This window comes from Bacillus cereus group sp. MYBK79-1 (assembly GCF_051915365.1).
Taxonomy (GTDB): Bacteria; Bacillota; Bacilli; order Bacillales; family Bacillaceae_G; genus Bacillus_A.
Genome location: NZ_JBQAEO010000022.1, coordinates 40679 through 59611 on the forward strand (window position 1 = coordinate 40679; position 18933 = coordinate 59611).

An 18933-nucleotide genomic window follows, 5' to 3' on the forward strand; every position below is an offset into this window, starting at 1 on the left:
TTCCTTTCCTATTGTTTCGTCACAGGTGCAAATTTTGCTAACAAACGTTTAACACCAATTGGGCTTGGGAACGCAATATCTAATTCTTTTGCATCACCTTCACCTTTTACACTGACAACTGTACCGACTCCCCATTTTTGGTGGGAAGCTTTATCGCCTACTGCCCAGCCAATTTGCTCGCCGCCTGTTGTCTTAGCTGCAGGACGCGCGAAAGCTGAACGAGAGCGTGTTGTGGTTGTAGTTGTCATTTTACTTGTACTTGTCGTTCTGCCTTTTGCACCAAACGAAGTTTCACGCTTTGGCGCTGTTTCATTTAACGATTCTACTAACTCTGCCGGGATTTCTGTAATAAATCGAGAAGCAGCGTTCATACTTGTTCTACCAAATAAAGTACGCATTTGTGCATTGGATAAATATAACTCTTCTTCTGCACGAGTAATACCTACATAAGCCAGGCGACGCTCTTCTTGCATTTCATCTTCTTCCATTAGAGAACGAGTATGCGGGAATATTCCTTCCTCTAATCCAACAATAAAGACAACTGGGAACTCTAACCCTTTCGCTGAGTGCATCGTCATTAAAATAACTTCCTCACCTGCAGTTGGATCTTCATCGACACGATCAATATCAGCAACAAGCGCTAAGTCTGTTAAGAATGCAACAAGGCTCTTATCTTCGCTTTGAGATTCAAATGTTTGCGTAACAGATAAAAACTCATCTAAGTTCTCTAAACGACCTTCTGCTTCTAAAGTACGCTCGTTTTTCAACATATCGCGATAGCCTGTTTTTTCAATAACTTCTTCTACCAATTCCGTAACAGATAAATACTCTTGCATATTTACCCAGTTGTGTAATAAACCTGCGAATTCTTTTACTGCCTTTGTAATTTTTGCACTTACTCCAACATGCTCAATCTCATCGAATACAGCAGTTAATGAAATTCCATTTTGTACACCGTAATTAATAATTTTATCGATAGAAGTCGCACCAATTCCGCGCTTTGGCATGTTAATAATACGTGCGAAACTAATCTCATCATCTGGATTCCCAATTAAACGTAAATACGCCAAAATGTCTTTAATCTCTTTACGATCGTAGAACTTCGTACCGCCGACAATTTTGTAAGGAATATTAGATTTCAGGAAAATCTCCTCGACCATACGAGACTGCGCATTTGTACGATATAACACTGCAAAATCAGTATATTTTCGTTTTCCCATTTGAATATCGTCACGAATTTTTTTCGCAACAAAATATGCTTCGTCTTTTTCCGTCGCAGCACGGTAATATGAGATTTTGCTTCCAACTTGATTGTCTGTCCATAATTTTTTCGGTTTACGGTTTGAATTTTTTTCAATAACAGCATTCGCTGCATTTAAAATATTTTGTGACGAACGATAGTTTTGTTCTAACAGAATAACTTGCGCATTCTCATAGTCTTTTTCAAATGACAAAATGTTAGAAATGTCAGCCCCGCGCCAGCGGTAAATAGATTGATCTGAGTCACCTACAACACATAAATTTTTAAAACGTGCTGCTAAATGTTTTACAAGAAGGTACTGCGCTTTGTTCGTATCTTGATACTCATCCACGTGAATATATTGGAACTTACGCTGATAAAACTCTAGTACTTCTGGAACACGTTCAAATAGCTGAATCGTTGTCATAATTAAATCATCAAAGTCTAATGAGTTATTTTTCAGAAGACGTTTTTGATATTCTGTATATACATCGCTCGTTAATTTTTCATATGGATCAGCGATTGTAATTTTTTTCGCATATTTATCTGCAGATAACAATTCATTTTTCGCATTACTAATACCAGCTAAAATAGAGCGCGGTTCAAATTTCTTCGGATCAATATTGCGCTCTTTCATAATTTTTTTGACTACAGTTAACTGATCGCCTGAATCTAAGATTGTAAAGTTACGATTAATACCAATACGATCGATATCACGTCGTAAAATACGTACACACATAGAGTGGAACGTAGAAATCCAAATATCCTCTGCTTCTGGTCCGACAAGTGTATCAATACGCTCGCGCATTTCACGAGCCGCTTTATTTGTAAAGGTAATAGCTAGTACATTCCATGGTGCTACACCTTTTTCACCAAGTAAATACGCAATACGATGTGTTAACACACGTGTTTTACCACTACCTGCACCTGCCATTAATAGAAGTGGTCCGTTCGTTGTTTGTACTGCTTTTTGTTGCTGCGGATTTAAACCATTTAATAACCTATCTGTCTTACTCATATACGCCTGCACCTACTCTCCTTTTACTGCTTTAACTGTTTTTAACGCTGCTTTTATGTCATCATAAATAATATTTCCAACAACTACTGTATCAGCGTATTGTGCCATTTCCTTCGCTTGTTCAGCATTAGAAATACCGCCGCCATAATATAACTTCGCTTGTTTTAATTCTGCTTTTACATTTTTAACAAGTTCACTGTCTCCATACGTACCGCTATATTCTAAGTAAAATATCGGTAAACGTAATAGCTTGTCTGCTAAACGCGCGTATGCAATCACATCATCTTCTGTTACATCACATTTCGCATCTGTAAGCTGTGCTACTTTCGCTTCAGGATTTAAAACACAATACCCTTCCATGAAAATTTCGTCCCAATCCATAATATCCCCAAATTCTTTCAAAGCCTCATGATGAACGCCTGTTACCCATTCTACTTTTCGGCTATTTAAAACGCTTGGGATATAATAAAAATCAAACCCTGGTGTAATTGCTTCTACATCAGAAACCTCTAACACACAAGGAACTGCATATCTACGAATGCTAACTAGCATGTGTAGTACATTATCAATTGTTACTCCATCACTTCCGCCTACAATAACAGCATCTGTTCCAGACTCACAAATCATTTCTAAATGTTCATCACTTAACTCCTTATTTGGATCAAGCTTAAATACATGTTTCCACCCGGAAATATCGTACATGAAAACACCCTTTCTTTTCTCTATTTATGTATATTTCTGTTCAAAATAACAGTTTATCCGACTTTAATGGGCAGTAAGACCCCCACCTCAAAATTCAGCGAAAGCAAAGAAGTTAGGTGGGGGATCAACTGCCCATAGAAGTCCGATTGGTTCAACTAATAATCAGTGTGGGATGAAGAAAACCCCCACTGATTAAAGTTTCACTTTATTTTCATTAGGATTTTTTTAACTTCACCTTAAATATTTGTTTAAAACGGAGAATTAGGTTTGGAATTCCCTCTTACACATTTTTTCAAACGAGAGGATTTAATTTTGAACTTCCTTTTATGCATTCTTTCATTATAACAAAAAAAGCTACTTGCACACACGCACATTCCAACATCTTTTTCAACGTCAAATGTTGGATTACATATCCTAAAAATCACACGGGATACTAATAAGAGAAATAGTATTATCTATTTCAACTTTCATAAAAAGGAGTGTTTTTCTAATGAAGCAAAACATCGGTACAATAAATGCCCTAATTCGAATTACACTCGGACTTATCCTCTTCGGCTGTAGTAGCGCTAAACTTGTACGCAAGCCGTGGTGCACTTGGTCTAACGTCTTGCTATGGATTGGTGCAATGAAAATTGCAGAGGGAATTGTTCGTTTCTGCCCTGTTGTTGAAATGTGGAAATTCGGAAAATACATGAATATGGGGGCATTTAAAATGCCTAGCATGAATTTTGCTGAAAAGGGACATGCTAAAGAAGAAGTGAATCAAACTTCCAATCACGACAAACCACGGTCAAATGGAAGTTTTGACGCTTCTGACAAAGAGATTGAGTCAGCGATTGAAGATATAATCCTGGCAAAACCGCTTTGAATCATTTGTCACGATGCAAGATGCTCTCAGAAAGACTTAGCTGCTGCAGTGGGCGGTTAAGTCTTCTTTATTTTACCACAAAACAGAACGTACATTCTCATTTTGAATCTTAAAATATACATAAGACATACCTAATCGATAAATTTCAGAAAATTAGGTGTAAACCCCTTGCATAAAATGATATAAAAGTGATATCATTTTTATATCAGGAGGCGATCATATGAAAGAAAAACAAGTATTTTATGTTAATGGTTTTCTTGGGATTATTGGAATTTTGATTTTAGCCGCTATCGGTGTATTTTTCCTTATACAAGAAATTTTCATAGGAGCAGCATTAACTATTATTTTAGCCGCAGTTCTTGCTACAGGTATTGGTATTGTTCAACCAAACCAAGCGAAGGTCATTACGTTTTTCGGTAATTACTTAGGAACAATTCGTCAAAACGGTTTATTTTTAACGATTCCGTTCGCATTCCGTCAAACTGTATCATTACGTGTTGAAAACTTTAATAGTAAGAAATTAAAAGTAAATGATGTTGAGGGAAATCCGATTGAAATTGCAGCCGTTATCGTATATAAAGTTGTTGATTCTGCAAAAGCAATGTTCGGTGTTGAACATTACGATCGATTTGTAGAAATTCAAAGTGAAACAGCAATCCGCCACGTTGCAACAAAATATCCTTATGATAATTTCCAAGATGAAACTTGCATCACGTTACGCGGAAATACGGAAGAAATCTCTGAAGAATTAAAGCGTGAATTAGAAGCACGCCTTGAAATCGCTGGCGTAGAAGTATTAGAAACTCGTTTAACACATTTAGCTTACGCAACAGAAATTGCCCATGCAATGCTCCAACGTCAACAAGCAAAAGCAGTATTAGCTGCTAGAAAAGAGATTGTTGAAGGTGCTGTGAAGATGGCGAAAGATTCAATCCATATGTTAGATGAGGAAGGCGTACTTGAATTAGATGACGAGCGTAAAGCAAATATGGTGAACAACTTATTAGTTGCCATCGTTTCAGATAAAGGTGCGCAACCAGTTATTAATACAGGAAGCCTATACTAAAGGGTTGTAAATCATTATGGCTAAAAAGAAAAGCTTTCCATTACGTATTGATCCTGAATTACACGCTGTCATCGAAAAATGGGCGAATGATGAGTTTCGTAGCGTCAATGCACACATCGAGTATTTACTTCGAGAAATGGCAAAGCAAAAAGGAAAATTGAAAAAAGATAAAGATGCATAAAAATCCCGCTGAGAAATCAGCGGGATTTTCATATTAGCTTCTCGTCATCTCATGCCCAATTGCACGATATCCTATATCACTTCGGTAAAATAGACCATCACTCTCAATTTTACCAATTTCTTTATATACCTTATCTTTCGCTGCTTGTAAACTGTCCGCCTTACAAGCAACAAATAGTACACGGCCACCATTTGTTACAAAGTCACCATGCTTCATCGCTGTACCTGAATGGAAAACAATTACATCATTCAGTGCATCTAATCCTTTAATAATGTCACCTTTTTTATATGCTTCCGGATATCCTTTCGAAGCAAGCACAACACCAATTACCGCTTCCTCTGACCACTGTAACGTTAATTCACTTTCATCTAATACAGCGTTACATACATCAACTAAATCATTTTCTAAGCGAGGTAATACTACTTCCGTTTCAGGATCACCAAAGCGTGCATTAAATTCAATTACCTTTGGGCCATCATTTGTTAAAATAAGTCCCGCATATAAAATCCCTGTAAACGAACGATTTTCTGCAATCATCGCTTTAGCAGTTGGATGTAACACCGTTTTTATCGCCTCTTGAACTGCTGATTCCGGAATTTGTGGTACTGGAGAATACGCACCCATTCCGCCTGTATTTGGACCTTTATCACCATCAAAAGCTCGTTTATGATCTTGAGCAATTACCATCGGATGCACAGTTGTTCCATTTACAAATGCCATTAATGAAAATTCTTGTCCATCTAAAAACTCTTCAATAACGACTTTCTTGCTCGCTTCGCCGAACTTCACATCTTGTAGCATCTCTTTCACAGCTTGTAATGCCTCTTCAAGCGTCATCGCTACCGTTACACCTTTACCAGCAGCTAGGCCGTCAGCTTTAATAACGATTGGCGCGCCAACTTTTTGAATGTACTGTACTGCTTCTTCATAATCTGTAAAAGTTTCATATGCCGCAGTTGGAATATTATACTTTTTCATCAATTCTTTCGTAAAAGCTTTGCTACCTTCAATAACAGCAGCCGCTTTATTTGGACCAAATACACGAAGTCCCTCTTCTTTAAAACGATCAACAATTCCATTCATAAGCGGAATTTCTGGTCCAACGAAAGTTAACTCAACATGATTCTCTTTAGCAAATAAAACTAATGCATCAAAATCATTCTCATCAATATCAACTGGTGTTGCAACATCTCGCATACCTTCATTACCCGGTGCTACATACACCTTTTCCACCTTTTCAGATTGCGCAAACTTCCAAGCTAAAGCATGCTCACGCCCACCGCGGCCAATTACTAAAACATTCATATTTCATCCCCCAATACTTAAATAAGTACAAACTAGAAGCTATGCTGCTCCTAGTTTGTTTTTTCCACAATTACTCTATTAATGTTTAAAATGGCGTACGCCAGTGAACACCATAGCAATCCCATACTTATCTGCCACTTTGATAGAGTCTTCGTCACGGATTGATCCGCCTGGTTGAATGATTGCTGTAATTCCTGCTTTTGCTGCCTCTTCTACTGTATCTGGCATTGGGAAGAAAGCATCAGATGCAAGTGCGCTACCTTGTGCTTTTTCGCCAGCTTGTGTAATGGCAATTTTTGCAGAACCTACACGGTTCATCTGTCCCGCGCCTACACCAACTGTCATGTTATCATTCGCTAAAACAATTGCGTTTGATTTCACATGTTTTACAACTTTCCAAGCTAGTTTTAAATCTTTCCACTCTTGCTCTGATGGTTCACGTTTTGTCGGAATTGAAATTGTACTTTCATCTAATGATAACGTATCTTCCTCTTGAACAAGAAGACCACCTTGTACAGAAGTTAGTTTTTTACTTGCACTTGTCGCTTTTTCAATAGTTACAGTTAGTAAGCGTAAGTTTTTCTTACTTTGCAACACTTCTAAAGCTTCTTTTGAGAAAGAAGGTGCAATAATAATTTCTAAGAAAATTTCGTGTAACTTTTCTGCTGTAGCTTTATCAATTTCACGATTTGCTGCAATAATACCACCAAAGATTGATACTGGATCTGCTTCATAAGCGCGTGTGTATGCCTCATGAATATCAGTTCCTACTCCAACACCACATGGATTCATATGTTTTACTGCTACTACTGCTGGTTCTGTAAATTCTTTTACAATACTAAGTGCTGCATCTGCATCGTTAATATTGTTGTAAGATAATTCTTTACCGTGTAATTGTTCTGCGTATGCAACAGAAGAAGTTACAGCGAATGGTGCTTTATAGAATGTTGCTTTTTGATGTGGATTTTCTCCATAGCGTAAATCTTGTTTTTTCTCAAATGTCACTGTTAATGTTTCTGGGCTTTCTTCACCCATTTGCTCTGTTAAGTAGTTAGAGATTAACGCATCATATGCCGCTGTATGACGGAATACTTTCGCTGCTAATTTACGTTTCGTTTCTTCTTTTACTTCACCGTTCTCTTTCAGTTCTGCTAATACAACATCGTAATCTACTGGATCTACAATTACCGATACAAATTTATGATTTTTCGCAGCAGAGCGAATCATTGTTGGACCACCGATATCAATATTTTCAATTGCATCAGCAAATGTTACATCAGGCTTAGCGATTGTTTCTTTGAATGGGTATAAGTTAACAACAACAAAATCAATTGGCTGTATACCTAATTCATTCATTTGCGCTACATGCGTTTCATTATCGCGAACTGCTAATAGACCACCATGAATGTTTGGATGTAATGTTTTTACGCGGCCATCCATAATTTCTGGGAACCCAGTTACTTCAGAAATACCAATCACTTGTAAGCCATTTTCTTCTAGTAATTTTTTCGTACCACCTGTTGAGATAACTTCGATTCCTTGTTCTAGTAAACCTTTAACAAATTCCACTACTCCTGTTTTATCTGAAACACTTACTAATGCACGCTTTTTCATTTATCCTTCACCCCTGGTTGTATGTTAGTTAACAGTTGGTTCTTTCACAGATTGAACAATTTGATTCACTGTATTTACGTATAATTTATGTTCAACTTGTTGAATTTTCTTTTGTAAGCTTTCTCTCGTATCCCCTTCAGAAACAACTACTGCTTCTTGCGCAATAATTGGTCCTGTATCCATACCTGCATCTACATAATGAATCGTTACTCCAGTTACTTTCACACCTGCTTCTAACGCTTGACCAACAGCATCTTTCCCTGGAAAACTTGGTAATAGTGATGGATGAATATTAATAATCTTCCCGCCGTAAGCTTCTAGTAATGTCGGCCCAATTAAACGCATATATCCAGCTAAAATAACATAATCAATTTCATACTCTTCTAACTTCTTTAATATTTCTTTTTCAAATGCTTCTTTTGACTCATATGCTTTCGCTGAAAAAGCGAAACATGGAATATGATGATAATGTGCCCGTCCAACAGCACGTGCTTCTGGTTTATCACATACTAATAAACTAATATCGGCGTCTAATCTTTTTTCTTCTACCGCATTGATAAGAGATTGAAAGTTAGAGCCGCTTCCAGAAGCAAAAACTGCTAATCTACTCATAGTGTTGTGCCCCCATTGAAGGTAACGCCAGCCCCTTGTACAGTACGTCCAATAATACGAGCTGTTTCTCCTTGCTCCTCAAGAAGACGAACGATATCTTTTGCCTCTTCTTCCTTCACTGCTACTACCATACCAATACCCATGTTAAAAATATTGAACATTTCTTTCTCTTCTAGTTTTCCAACTTCTTGAAGTAAACTAAAGATCGGTTGAATTTTCCAAGATCCTAATTCAATTTCTGCACCGATTCCTTCTGGTAACATACGTGGAATATTTTCAATGAACCCGCCACCTGTAATATGCGCCATACCGTATACTTCATATTTCTTCAATAGTTCTAAAATAGGTTTGACATAAATTTTCGTTGGTTTTAATAATTCTTCACCAAGAGGTAGTTCTAAGCGTCCGTAAATACGATCTAAAGATAGTTCTCCATCTTCTAGTAATACTTTTCGTACTAAAGAATAACCGTTACTATGAATACCGCTAGATGCTAAGCCAATTAATACGTGACCAGCTTCAATTTTTTCACCTGTTACAATTTTCTTTTTATCAACAATTCCAACTGTAAAACCAGCTAAATCATACTCCTCTGTAGAATACATTCCTGGCATTTCAGCTGTTTCCCCACCAATTAATGCACAACCAGCTTGGCGACAGCCCTCTGATATACCTTTGACGATGTTTTCAATTTTACTAGGTTCAGCTTTACCACAAGCAATATAATCAAGGAAGAAAAGCGGCTCTGCTCCTTGGACAACAATATCATTTACACACATTGCTACTGCATCAATACCAATTGTGTCATGTTTATCTGCCATAAAAGCGAGCATCAATTTCGTTCCCACGCCATCTGTTCCAGATACTAATACAGGTTCTTCTAATGCAAATTTTGATAGATCAAACATACCTCCAAAACCGCCTAAACCGCCTAGTACTTCTTTTCTCATTGTTGTTTGTACGTGTTTTTTCATGCGAGATACCGCTTCATATCCAGCTTCAATATCTACTCCTGCTTGCTTATATGCATTCGCCATCGTTATCTACACCTCGTCTTTTAATTTCTCCCTATTCAGGGCGGGCTGTTTTAAGAAAGAAGCTAGCTTCTACATCAAAAGAAGTAGAAGCTTTTTTCTTCTTATTTCATACTTTCTAAAAGCTCTTGCTCATAATCATAAAGAGCTGTTGGATAATCCCCATTGAAGTACGCCATACATAGACCGCCGTATTTCCCTTCATATGGACGTCCAATTGCATCTACTAATCCATCTTCACTTAAAAACGTTAAAGAATCTGCTCCGATGATTTGACGGATTTCTTCTATTGAATTATTTGCTGCAATTAATTCTTTTCTCGTTTGAATATCAATGCCATAGAAACATGGATACTTAAGAGGTGGTGAAGCGATTCTTACATGGACTTCTGTCGCTCCAGCCTCGCGAAGCATACGAACAATTCGTTTACTCGTCGTTCCTCTTACGATAGAATCATCAATCATCACAACTCGTTTTCCTTCAACTACGCCCCTTACTGCTGAAAGCTTCATCTTAACCCCTTGCTCACGCAGTTCTTGAGAAGGTTGAATGAACGTACGTCCAACATAACGATTTTTAATTAATCCTAACTCATATGGAATTCCTGTCGCCTCCGCATAACCAATTGCCGCTGAAATACTAGAGTCTGGTACACCAGTAACAACATCAGCTTCAATAGGAGCTTCTGCCGCCAAACGTTTCCCCATATTTTTACGTGCTGCATGGACGTTAATACCTGCAATATTAGAATCCGGACGTGCAAAGTAAATGTACTCCATACTACAAATTGCATGATCTACTTCATTTGTAAAATGATCTACGTGAATTCCTTCATCATTGATGATCAGTAATTCACCTGGTTCTACATCACGAATGTATGTTGCACCTACTACATCGAAAGCACATGTTTCTGATGCTACAACGTAAGCATCTCCCATCTTTCCAATTGAAAGAGGACGGAATCCATTCGGATCTAGCGCAACGATCATTTCATTTCCAGTTAGTAAAAGATATGCAAAGGCACCTTTCACTTTATTTAGGGCCTCTTTTACACTTTCAATTAAAGTATCTTTCGTACTACGTTTAATGAGATGTAGAAGTACCTCTGTATCTGAACTCGTTTGAAAAATACTTCCTTCTGCCTCTAATTCACGACGAAGCATCTTTGCGTTAATTAAATTTCCGTTATGAGCTAATGCCATACTATGATCAGAAAAACGGAATAATAATGGTTGAACGTTAGCAACTTCACTTCCGCCAGCTGTCGCATATCGTACGTGTCCAATTGCTGATTTTCCGTTTAGGCCTTCTAGCTCACCCCTTGAAAATACTTCGGATATTAAACCTAACCCCTTGTGACCGACGATTTTCTCACCATTATTTACGACAATGCCTGCGCCTTCTTGGCCACGGTGCTGTAAACTGTGCAATCCGTAGTATGAAACTTGTGCTGCATTTTCATGCCCCCAAATTCCGAAAACGCCACATTCTTCATTTAACCCCTTTATTTCAGCAAGCATGGGATTGCCCCTTTCCAAGCCTTTCTCATTTCATCTACATTTGCTGTAAGTAATACTTCATTTTCTTCATTATGAATTGTTACTTCATTTGTATTTGTCACTTCTCCAACTTGAATTGCTTCTACCGCTTTCTCGAACGCTTCTTTATTTTCACGTTTTACTGTTATAACGAAGCGGGATTGTGATTCAGCGAATAATGCTGCTGTAGCTTCTCCGTCTAATTTCACAGTAGCACCTAAACCTTTTGCACCAATGGCACTTTCAGTAATTGCAACCGCTAAACCACCTTCAGCAACATCATGAGCAGATTGAACAAGACCAGATTGAATTGCTGCTAATACTTGTTTTTGACGTTTTAATTCTACGTCTAGATCGATACTTGGTGATTGGCCGAAAATTTTGCCGTGAATGATTTTCTGTAACTCACTTCCACCAAACTCAGCTTTTGTCTCTCCGATAACATAAACTAAATCGCCAGCTTGCTTAAACTCTTGTGTTGTTACATGTTTTAAATCGTGTACAAGTCCAACCATCCCAACTGTCGGTGTTGGGTATACAGCTTCACCACTACGTTCGTTATACATTGATACGTTTCCGCCAATAACTGGCGTTTGTAATGTGCGACAAGCTTCACTCATACCATCTACTGATTTTTCAATTTGCCAGAAGATTTCTGGTTTTTCTGGATTACCGAAGTTTAAGCAATCTGTAATTGCAAGTGGCTCTCCTCCAGAACATACGATATTACGTGCTGCCTCTGCTACTGCAATTTTACCGCCCACTTCTGGATCTAAATAAATGTAGCGAGAGTTACAATCTGTCGTCATTGCTAATCCTTTTTCTGTACCACGTACACGTACAACTGCTGCATCTGAACCTGGTGTAACAACTGTGCTTGTGCGAACTTGATAATCATATTGATCATAAACCCACTCTTTACTTGCAATCGTCGGTTGTTGTAATAGAGCGAATAACGTTTCTTTATAATTTTCTACTTTTGGTGTTTCCATTTTCATCTGCTGGAATTCAGCAAAGTATGCTGCTTCTTTTGATGGTTTATGATAAATTGGCGCTTCTTCTGCAAGAGCATCTGCTGGTACTTCAGCTACCTTTTCACCTTTATGGAATAAGCGAAGCATTTTGTCTTCCGTTACTTTCCCCATCGTAACGGCTGCAAGACCATACTTCTCAAATAAATCTACTATTTCTTGCTCTCTACCTTTTTTCACAACGATTAACATACGTTCTTGTGATTCAGATAGCATCATTTCATATGGTGTCATTCCGGTTTCACGCTGTGGTACATCATCTAAGTACATTTCAATACCCATACCTGCTTTACTTGCCATTTCTGCAGAAGATGATGTTAAACCAGCTGCACCCATATCTTGAATTCCAACAAGTGCATCCGACTGAATCAGTTCTAAGCAAGCTTCAATAAGAAGTTTTTCCATAAATGGATCACCTACTTGAACTGCTGGACGCTTCGCTTCTGAGCTTTCAGATAGCTCTTCAGATGCGAATGTCGCACCATGAATACCATCACGACCAGTTGATGCTCCTACGTACATTACTGTATTTCCAGCACCGTGCGCTTGCCCTTTTTTAATATCTTCATGATTAATTAAGCCTACGCACATTGCATTTACAAGTGGATTTCCTTCATAACATGGATCAAACTGTACTTCGCCGCCAACAGTTGGAATGCCGATACAGTTACCGTATCCTGCAATCCCTGCTACTACTTCTTCGAATAAATATTTCACACGTGGTGATTGTAATTCCCCAAATCGAAGTGAGTTTAATAGGGCTACTGGGCGTGCTCCCATAGAGAATACGTCACGGATAATACCACCAACACCTGTTGCTGCTCCTTGATATGGTTCAATAGCAGAAGGGTGGTTATGACTTTCCATTTTAAATACAACCGCTTGATTATCACCGATGTCTACGATTCCAGCACCTTCTCCAGGTCCTTGCAGAACGCGCTCACCTGTTGTTGGGAATTTTCGAAGCACTGGTTTTGAATTTTTATAACTGCAATGTTCAGACCACATAACAGAGAATAACCCTGTTTCTGTATAATTTGGCAGACGTCCTAAAATCTTTTCAACCATGGCAAACTCTTCGTCTGTTAGCCCCATTTCCGCATATATACGCTCTTCTTTAATTTGTGTTGGATTTGGCTCAAGCATTAACGACATATGTTTCCCTCCACTGTTTTAAGATAGATTGAAAGACTTTTAACCCTTCAGCACCGCCAAGTAATTCATCTACTGCACGCTCTGGGTGTGGCATCATACCAAGTACATTTCCTTTTTCATTTACAATACCAGCAATATCTGAAACGCTTCCATTCGGGTTTTCTACGTAACGGAATGCAATTTGATTATTCTCTTCTAATTGTTTAAGAGTCTCTTCATCACAATAGTAATTCCCCTCACCATGTGCAATTGGGATATTAATTACTTCATCTTTTTCATATTGTGATGTAAACATCGTTTCATTATTTTCAACACGTAACTGAACTGTTCGGCACATAAATTTTAAGTTTTCGTTTCTCATTAACGCTCCTGGTAGTAATCCTGATTCAACAAGAATCTGGAATCCATTACATACACCTAAAATCGGCTTTCCTTGCACAGCAGCTTTTTGCACTGCTTTCATTGCATTCGCGAAGCGAGAAATAGCACCGCAGCGTAAGTAGTCACCGTAAGAGAATCCACCTGGTAGTAAAATTGCATCATATTCATCTAAATTCTCTGTATCGTGCCAAACGTAATCTACTTCTTCGCCGAGCTCATCTTTAATTGCATGGAACATATCAACATCACAGTTCGAACCTGGAAATACTATTACGGCAAATTTCACTGTGCGACAACCTCCTCAACTTCATAACGGAAGTCTTCCATTACAACGTTTGCTAATAGTTTTTCACACATTTCCTTTACCTTTGCGTCAAGGTCAGATACCGATTTATCAATTGTTAGTTCCATGTACTTTCCGATTCGAACATCTTGTACTTCTGTAAATGAAAGACTATGAAGTGCTCCTTTTACCGCTGTTCCTTGTGGATCTAATACGCTTTCTCTTAATGTTACATATACCTTAACTTTATACATGTGAAATTCCCCCTAAACGTTTTAAAATCTCTTCATAAGCAGCTGTTAAATTTCCAAGATCGCGACGGAATACGTCTTTATCAAACTTTTCATTGCTCGTTTCATCCCATAAACGGCAAGTATCTGGTGAAATTTCATCCGCTAAAATAATTTCTCCTTCTTCTGTTACACCAAACTCTAACTTGAAATCTACTAGTCTTACACGACAGCTTGCGAAATGATCAATCAATACTTGATTGATTTGTAGAGCCATATCTCGTAATACGCTTACTTGCTCTGGCGATGCAACTTTTAATACACGAATGTGATCTTCCGTTACAAGCGGATCTCCTAAATCATCATCTTTGAAGTAAAATTCTACGATTGGTTCTGCAAGTACAGTTCCCTCTTCCATTCCTAATCGTTTTGAAAGACTTCCTGCAATTACATTTCTTGTGACAACTTCTAGAGGAATAATACTCACTTTTTTAACAAGTTGCTCTGTTTCAGATAACTTCTCTACAAAATGTGTTTTTATTCCTACTTCTTGTAACTTTCTGAACAATAAAGTTGTAATCTCATTGTTCAAACGACCTTTTCCTGTAATCGTCTCTTTTTTCTCCCCATTGAAAGCAGTCGCACTATCTTTGTACTCTACCCAAACCATATCTGCTGATTCTGTACGATAAATTCTTTTTGCCTTACCTTCATACAGCAATTCTAGCTTTTGCATTTCGCAAGCCCCCTGTAGTTTGAAAAATGTGAATAATATTTTTATAAAGAATGGCACAGAATGACTCTATTCTGTGCCATATGAAATTTTACGCTTCGTTTAATCCAAGGCGTTCAAAGATTGTATCAACATGTTGCATATGATGCTCATAGTTGAAGCATTCATTAATTTCTTCTTGTGATAACTTGCTCGTAATACGCTCATCAGCTTCTACAAGCTCTTTAAATTGCACTTGTGTTTCCCAAGCTTCCATCGCTTTAGGTTGTACGATATCATAAGCTTCTTCACGTACCATACCTTTGTCGATTAATGTAAGCATTACACGCTGAGAATAAATTAAGCCGTATGTTCTTGTCATATTGCGTTTCATATTCTCTGGGTATACAGTTAAGTTTTTAACGATATTACCAAAGCGATTTAACATGTAATTTAATGCGATTGTAGCATCTGGTAAAATTACGCGTTCTGCCGAAGAGTGAGAAATATCACGCTCATGCCATAATGGAACATTCTCATACGCTGTCATCATATAACCGCGGATAACACGAGCTAAACCAGTCATATTTTCTGATCCAATTGGATTACGTTTATGTGGCATTGCAGAAGAACCTTTTTGGCCTTTTGCGAAAGCCTCTTCAACTTCACGTGTTTCACTCTTTTGTAAACCACGAATCTCAACTGCCATCTTTTCGATAGATGTTGCGATTAGTGCAAGTGTTGACATGTAATGAGCATGGCGATCACGTTGCAATGTTTGTGTTGAAATTGGTGCTGCTTCTAATCCTAAGTTTTCACAAACATACTTTTCTACGAATGGATTGATATTTGCGTATGTACCAACCGCACCAGATAATTTACCAACGCGAACTGTATCAGCAGCTTGCTTGAAACGCTCTACGTTACGTTTCATTTCTTCATACCAAAGACCAAGTTTTAAACCAAATGTTGTTGGTTCTGCATGAACACCGTGTGTTCTTCCCATCATAATCGTGTATTTATGCTCTTTCGCTTTGTTAGCTAAAATGCTTACAAAGTTTTCTAAGTCTTTTAATATGATTTCATTCGCTTGTTTTAAGATGTAAGATAACGCTGTATCTACTACGTCTGTAGATGTTAAACCGTAATGAACCCATTTGCGTTCCTCACCTAATGTTGGTGTTTCTGATACAGCACGAGTGAATGCAACTACGTCATGACGTGTCTCTTTTTCAATTTCATAAATACGATCGATATCGAATGATGCATGCTCACGAATTTTTTTAACATCTTCTTTTGGAATATCGCCAAGCTCAGCCCATGCTTCACAAGCTAAAATCTCAACTTCTAACCACGCTTTAAATTTGTTCTCTTCCGTCCAAATTGCACCCATTTCTGGGCGTGTATAACGACTAATCATTTTTTTCCCTCCAACAGTTGTTCTTGATGGTCCCAAATATGCAAACTCTTCGCTTTTTCTAGAGCGACTTCAATATTATCATTTAAAATATTAACATGCCCCATTTTTCGCTGCGCTTTTGCTTCTTCTTTTCCATACAAGTGTAAATAGCACCCGGTTAATCTATTCACTTGTCTTAGGACCCCTTCTATATGTTCGCCTAAAATGTTTACCATGACAACTGGTTTTAACAAATTTGTTTCTCCAAGAGGTAAATTACAGATTGCTCGAATATGTTGACCGAATTGACTCGTTTCACATGCATCCTGTGTATAGTGGCCTGAATTGTGAGGTCTTGGTGCTAATTCATTAATGTAAATCTCACCATCAGCTGTAGCAAACATCTCTACCGCTAGTGTTCCCACAAGTTCTAGTTCATCCGCGAGCACTTTTGCATAAGCAATCGCTTTTTGAGAAAGTTCTTCTGTAATGCGAGCTGGAACGATAGATTCATGCAAAATGTTATTCACATGAATATTTTCCGCTACCGGAAATACTTTCGTTTCACCACTTACACTACGAATTACAATAACTGATACTTCTTTTTCAAAAGGCACCCATTTCTCTAAAATACACTCTGCTGCATTCGCAAGCTCTCGCGCTTTATCAACGTCAGCTTCACTTCTTAAAACAACTTGCCCTTTCCCATCATATCCACCTGTCGTTGTTTTTAAGACGGAAGGATATGATAACTCGGCGATTGCTTCAGTAAGTTGCTCTTGAGTTTGAACCAATCTATACGTTGCTACTGGTAATCCCGCTTTTTCAATTGCATTCTTTTCTGTAAAACGATTTTGCGTTTTACTTAACAACTGACTGCCTTGCGGTAAGTAAGCATGTTTTTCTAGCCATTGTAAACATCTATAATCAATATTCTCAAATTCATATGTGACAACATCACTAATCTCTGCTAAATGCTGAATTGCTTTTAAATCGTCATATGGTGCAACAATTTCAATATCAGCAACTTGTGCACATGGTGAATTTTTTGTAGGATCTAAAACAGCAATTTTATATCCCATCTCCTTAGCTGCCAATGCCATCATTCTTCCAAGCTGGCCGCCTCCAATAATGCCGATTGTTTTTCCAGGTAAAATGATTCTCGTCATACTAGCTCACTACCTTCGCGCACATCTTTTTCAATTGCTTCTCGTCTCAATTCTAATGCATCATGTATATCATCATGGAATGATCCAAGTATTTGTGCAGCAAGTAAACCAGCATTTGTTGAACCAGCCTTACCAATTGCAACAGTTGCAACCGGAACCCCTCCTGGCATTTGGACGATGGATAATAATGAATCTAAGCCGTTTAACGCTTTTGATTGAACTGGAACTCCGATTACAGGAAGATTCGTCTTTGCTGCAACCATTCCTGGTAAATGCGCTGCTCCACCAGCTCCAGCAATAATAACTTTCAACCCACGTTCACGAGCCGTTTCTGCATATTCAAACATATAATCCGGAGTCCGATGAGCAGATACAACTTTTTTCTCATACGGTATATTTAATTCATCTAAAATGTCACAAGCATATTTCATTGTTTCCCAGTCTGACGTGCTTCCCATTATGACTCCAACTAGTGATTTCATATTAGAATCCCCCCGATTCAAATAAAAAAAGCCTGAAATAGAACAGTTTCTCTTTTACTATGAGAGAAAGTGCTCTACTCAGGCATACGTATCCCTTGTGAATAGAAAAATACCGAGTGACTTTCCCTCATAGTCTAACGAATAACGGTCGTTAGGTAGAGACTTGCAGGCCATATCCCCGCGATTATATGAGGTCTTATATATTATTCTTTCTATGGCTATATTAACAATATTTCATAAACAATGTCAACAAATAATCGAATGTTTTTTTATTACTTACCAATAACGTTCGTGTTTTAGTTATATTCAAAAGAATAATTGTAACTATATGCAAGAAGGATAAGAAATTAGAATATATATTTCTAGAGATCTATCGCACATATAATCGTTTATATTCATTTTATTTATAAGGAGAACAATAGCAAAAAATAACTACACTCTTTCACATTTATTCCTTTGTATCGCAGTCATTGTTATAATGATCGAATACTCCTTTATATCATCACACTGTTAACGTTTCCTGTCATAGGAATTATTTTAGGAGCACTCGGAACACCTGGGAAAACAAAAAATCATTGCTATTACTTTAAATAGCCCATTTTAAATTTATGAATTATGACAGCTGGTAAATAAAAATAAACACAAAAAAACCTAAGTCGAATCGACTTAGGTTTTTGCTTGGCGACGTCCTACTCTCACAGGGACAAGGTCCCAACTACCATCGGCGCTAGAGAGCTTAACTTCCGTGTTCGGTATGGGAACGGGTGTGACCTCTCTGCCATCATCACCAAACTATGAAGGCATATTCCTTCAAAACTAGATAACATTGCTACATATTATATGGTTAAGTCCTCGATCTATTAGTATTCGTCAGCTCCACATGTCACCATGCTTCCACCTCGAACCTATCAAC

The 18933-nt window shown here is 37.9% G+C and carries 17 protein-coding genes, 1 rRNA gene and 1 riboswitch; of the genes, 3 read left to right on the forward strand and 15 right to left on the reverse strand.

Annotation, left to right across the window (positions count from 1 at the left end; translation table 11 throughout):
- Window positions 1-8: 8 nt before the first annotated feature.
- Window positions 9-2258, reverse strand: coding sequence for a DNA helicase PcrA (gene pcrA / locus ACTFOB_RS23830; protein WP_151633910.1), 2250 nt, complete (start codon window positions 2256-2258; stop codon window positions 9-11).
- A 12-nt stretch (window positions 2259-2270) separates the two neighbouring features.
- Window positions 2271-2960 (reverse strand): heptaprenylglyceryl phosphate synthase, encoded by a 690-nt coding sequence (locus tag ACTFOB_RS23835; RefSeq protein ID WP_000272087.1) that lies wholly within the window; start codon window positions 2958-2960, stop codon window positions 2271-2273.
- Window positions 2961-3450: 490 nt separating this feature from the next.
- On the opposite strand from ACTFOB_RS23835, the gene ACTFOB_RS23840 reads away from it, so the two are divergent.
- From ACTFOB_RS23840 to ACTFOB_RS23850, 3 genes are all read left to right on the forward strand, one after another.
- Window positions 3451-3828 carry a YgaP family membrane protein gene (locus tag ACTFOB_RS23840; RefSeq protein ID WP_151633908.1) on the forward strand — a complete coding sequence of 126 codons (378 nt, stop codon included), beginning with the start codon at window positions 3451-3453 and terminating at the stop codon, window positions 3826-3828.
- Between the two features lie 220 nt (window positions 3829-4048).
- Complete coding sequence (locus tag ACTFOB_RS23845; RefSeq protein WP_000660678.1) at window positions 4049-4894, forward strand: SPFH domain-containing protein; 846 nt, start codon at window positions 4049-4051, stop codon at window positions 4892-4894.
- A 16-nt stretch (window positions 4895-4910) separates the two neighbouring features.
- Window positions 4911-5075, forward strand: coding sequence for a toxin-antitoxin system HicB family antitoxin (locus ACTFOB_RS23850; protein ID WP_001085171.1), 165 nt, complete (start codon window positions 4911-4913; stop codon window positions 5073-5075).
- 33 nt (window positions 5076-5108) lie between these two features.
- On the opposite strand, the gene purD is transcribed toward ACTFOB_RS23850, so the two are convergent.
- The 13 genes from purD to rrf form a co-directional block, all read right to left on the reverse strand.
- Window positions 5109-6380, reverse strand: coding sequence for a phosphoribosylamine--glycine ligase (purD, locus tag ACTFOB_RS23855; protein WP_440029722.1), 1272 nt, complete (start codon window positions 6378-6380; stop codon window positions 5109-5111).
- A 78-nt stretch (window positions 6381-6458) separates the two neighbouring features.
- Window positions 6459-7994, reverse strand: a complete 1536-nt coding sequence (gene purH, locus ACTFOB_RS23860) for a bifunctional phosphoribosylaminoimidazolecarboxamide formyltransferase/IMP cyclohydrolase (protein ID WP_440029724.1) — start codon at window positions 7992-7994, stop codon at window positions 6459-6461.
- A gap of 24 nt (window positions 7995-8018) precedes the next feature.
- Window positions 8019-8606 carry a phosphoribosylglycinamide formyltransferase gene (purN, locus tag ACTFOB_RS23865; RefSeq protein WP_016089553.1) on the reverse strand — a complete coding sequence of 196 codons (588 nt, stop codon included), beginning with the start codon at window positions 8604-8606 and terminating at the stop codon, window positions 8019-8021.
- Window positions 8603-9643 carry a phosphoribosylformylglycinamidine cyclo-ligase gene (gene purM, locus ACTFOB_RS23870; RefSeq protein ID WP_440029726.1) on the reverse strand — a complete coding sequence of 347 codons (1041 nt, stop codon included), beginning with the start codon at window positions 9641-9643 and terminating at the stop codon, window positions 8603-8605. Before purM ends, purN begins: the two co-directional genes overlap by 4 nt.
- 101 nt (window positions 9644-9744) lie before the next feature.
- Window positions 9745-11160: an amidophosphoribosyltransferase gene (purF, locus tag ACTFOB_RS23875; protein ID WP_440029728.1), complete on the reverse strand. Its 1416-nt coding sequence runs from the start codon at window positions 11158-11160 to the stop codon at window positions 9745-9747.
- A complete protein-coding gene (gene purL, locus ACTFOB_RS23880) occupies window positions 11145-13364 on the reverse strand; it encodes a phosphoribosylformylglycinamidine synthase II (protein ID WP_440029730.1) in 2220 nt (739 codons plus the stop codon). Before purL ends, purF begins: the two co-directional genes overlap by 16 nt.
- On the reverse strand, window positions 13348-14031 hold the full coding sequence (purQ, locus tag ACTFOB_RS23885; protein WP_151633894.1) for a phosphoribosylformylglycinamidine synthase subunit PurQ: 684 nt from the start codon (window positions 14029-14031) through the stop codon (window positions 13348-13350). The genes purL and purQ overlap by 17 nt, the downstream gene beginning before the upstream one ends.
- Window positions 14028-14282 (reverse strand): phosphoribosylformylglycinamidine synthase subunit PurS, encoded by a 255-nt coding sequence (gene purS / locus ACTFOB_RS23890; RefSeq protein ID WP_000278820.1) that lies wholly within the window; start codon window positions 14280-14282, stop codon window positions 14028-14030. The genes purQ and purS overlap by 4 nt, the downstream gene beginning before the upstream one ends.
- Window positions 14275-14994 carry a phosphoribosylaminoimidazolesuccinocarboxamide synthase gene (purC, locus tag ACTFOB_RS23895; protein WP_151633892.1) on the reverse strand — a complete coding sequence of 240 codons (720 nt, stop codon included), beginning with the start codon at window positions 14992-14994 and terminating at the stop codon, window positions 14275-14277. Before purC ends, purS begins: the two co-directional genes overlap by 8 nt.
- Before the next feature lie 88 nt (window positions 14995-15082).
- Window positions 15083-16390, reverse strand: a complete 1308-nt coding sequence (gene purB, locus ACTFOB_RS23900; RefSeq protein WP_000625688.1) for an adenylosuccinate lyase — start codon at window positions 16388-16390, stop codon at window positions 15083-15085.
- Window positions 16387-17538 (reverse strand): 5-(carboxyamino)imidazole ribonucleotide synthase, encoded by a 1152-nt coding sequence (gene purK / locus ACTFOB_RS23905; RefSeq protein WP_440029732.1) that lies wholly within the window; start codon window positions 17536-17538, stop codon window positions 16387-16389. The genes purB and purK overlap by 4 nt, the downstream gene beginning before the upstream one ends.
- Entirely contained in the window at window positions 17535-18020 is a 486-nt protein-coding gene (gene purE, locus ACTFOB_RS23910; protein ID WP_000839367.1) for a 5-(carboxyamino)imidazole ribonucleotide mutase, read from the reverse strand. Before purE ends, purK begins: the two co-directional genes overlap by 4 nt.
- Before the next feature lie 110 nt (window positions 18021-18130).
- Window positions 18131-18232: riboswitch (purine riboswitch) on the reverse strand.
- Window positions 18233-18696: 464 nt separating this feature from the next.
- Window positions 18697-18812: ribosomal RNA gene (rrf, locus tag ACTFOB_RS23915) — 5S ribosomal RNA — on the reverse strand.
- Window positions 18813-18933 lie beyond the last annotated feature (121 nt).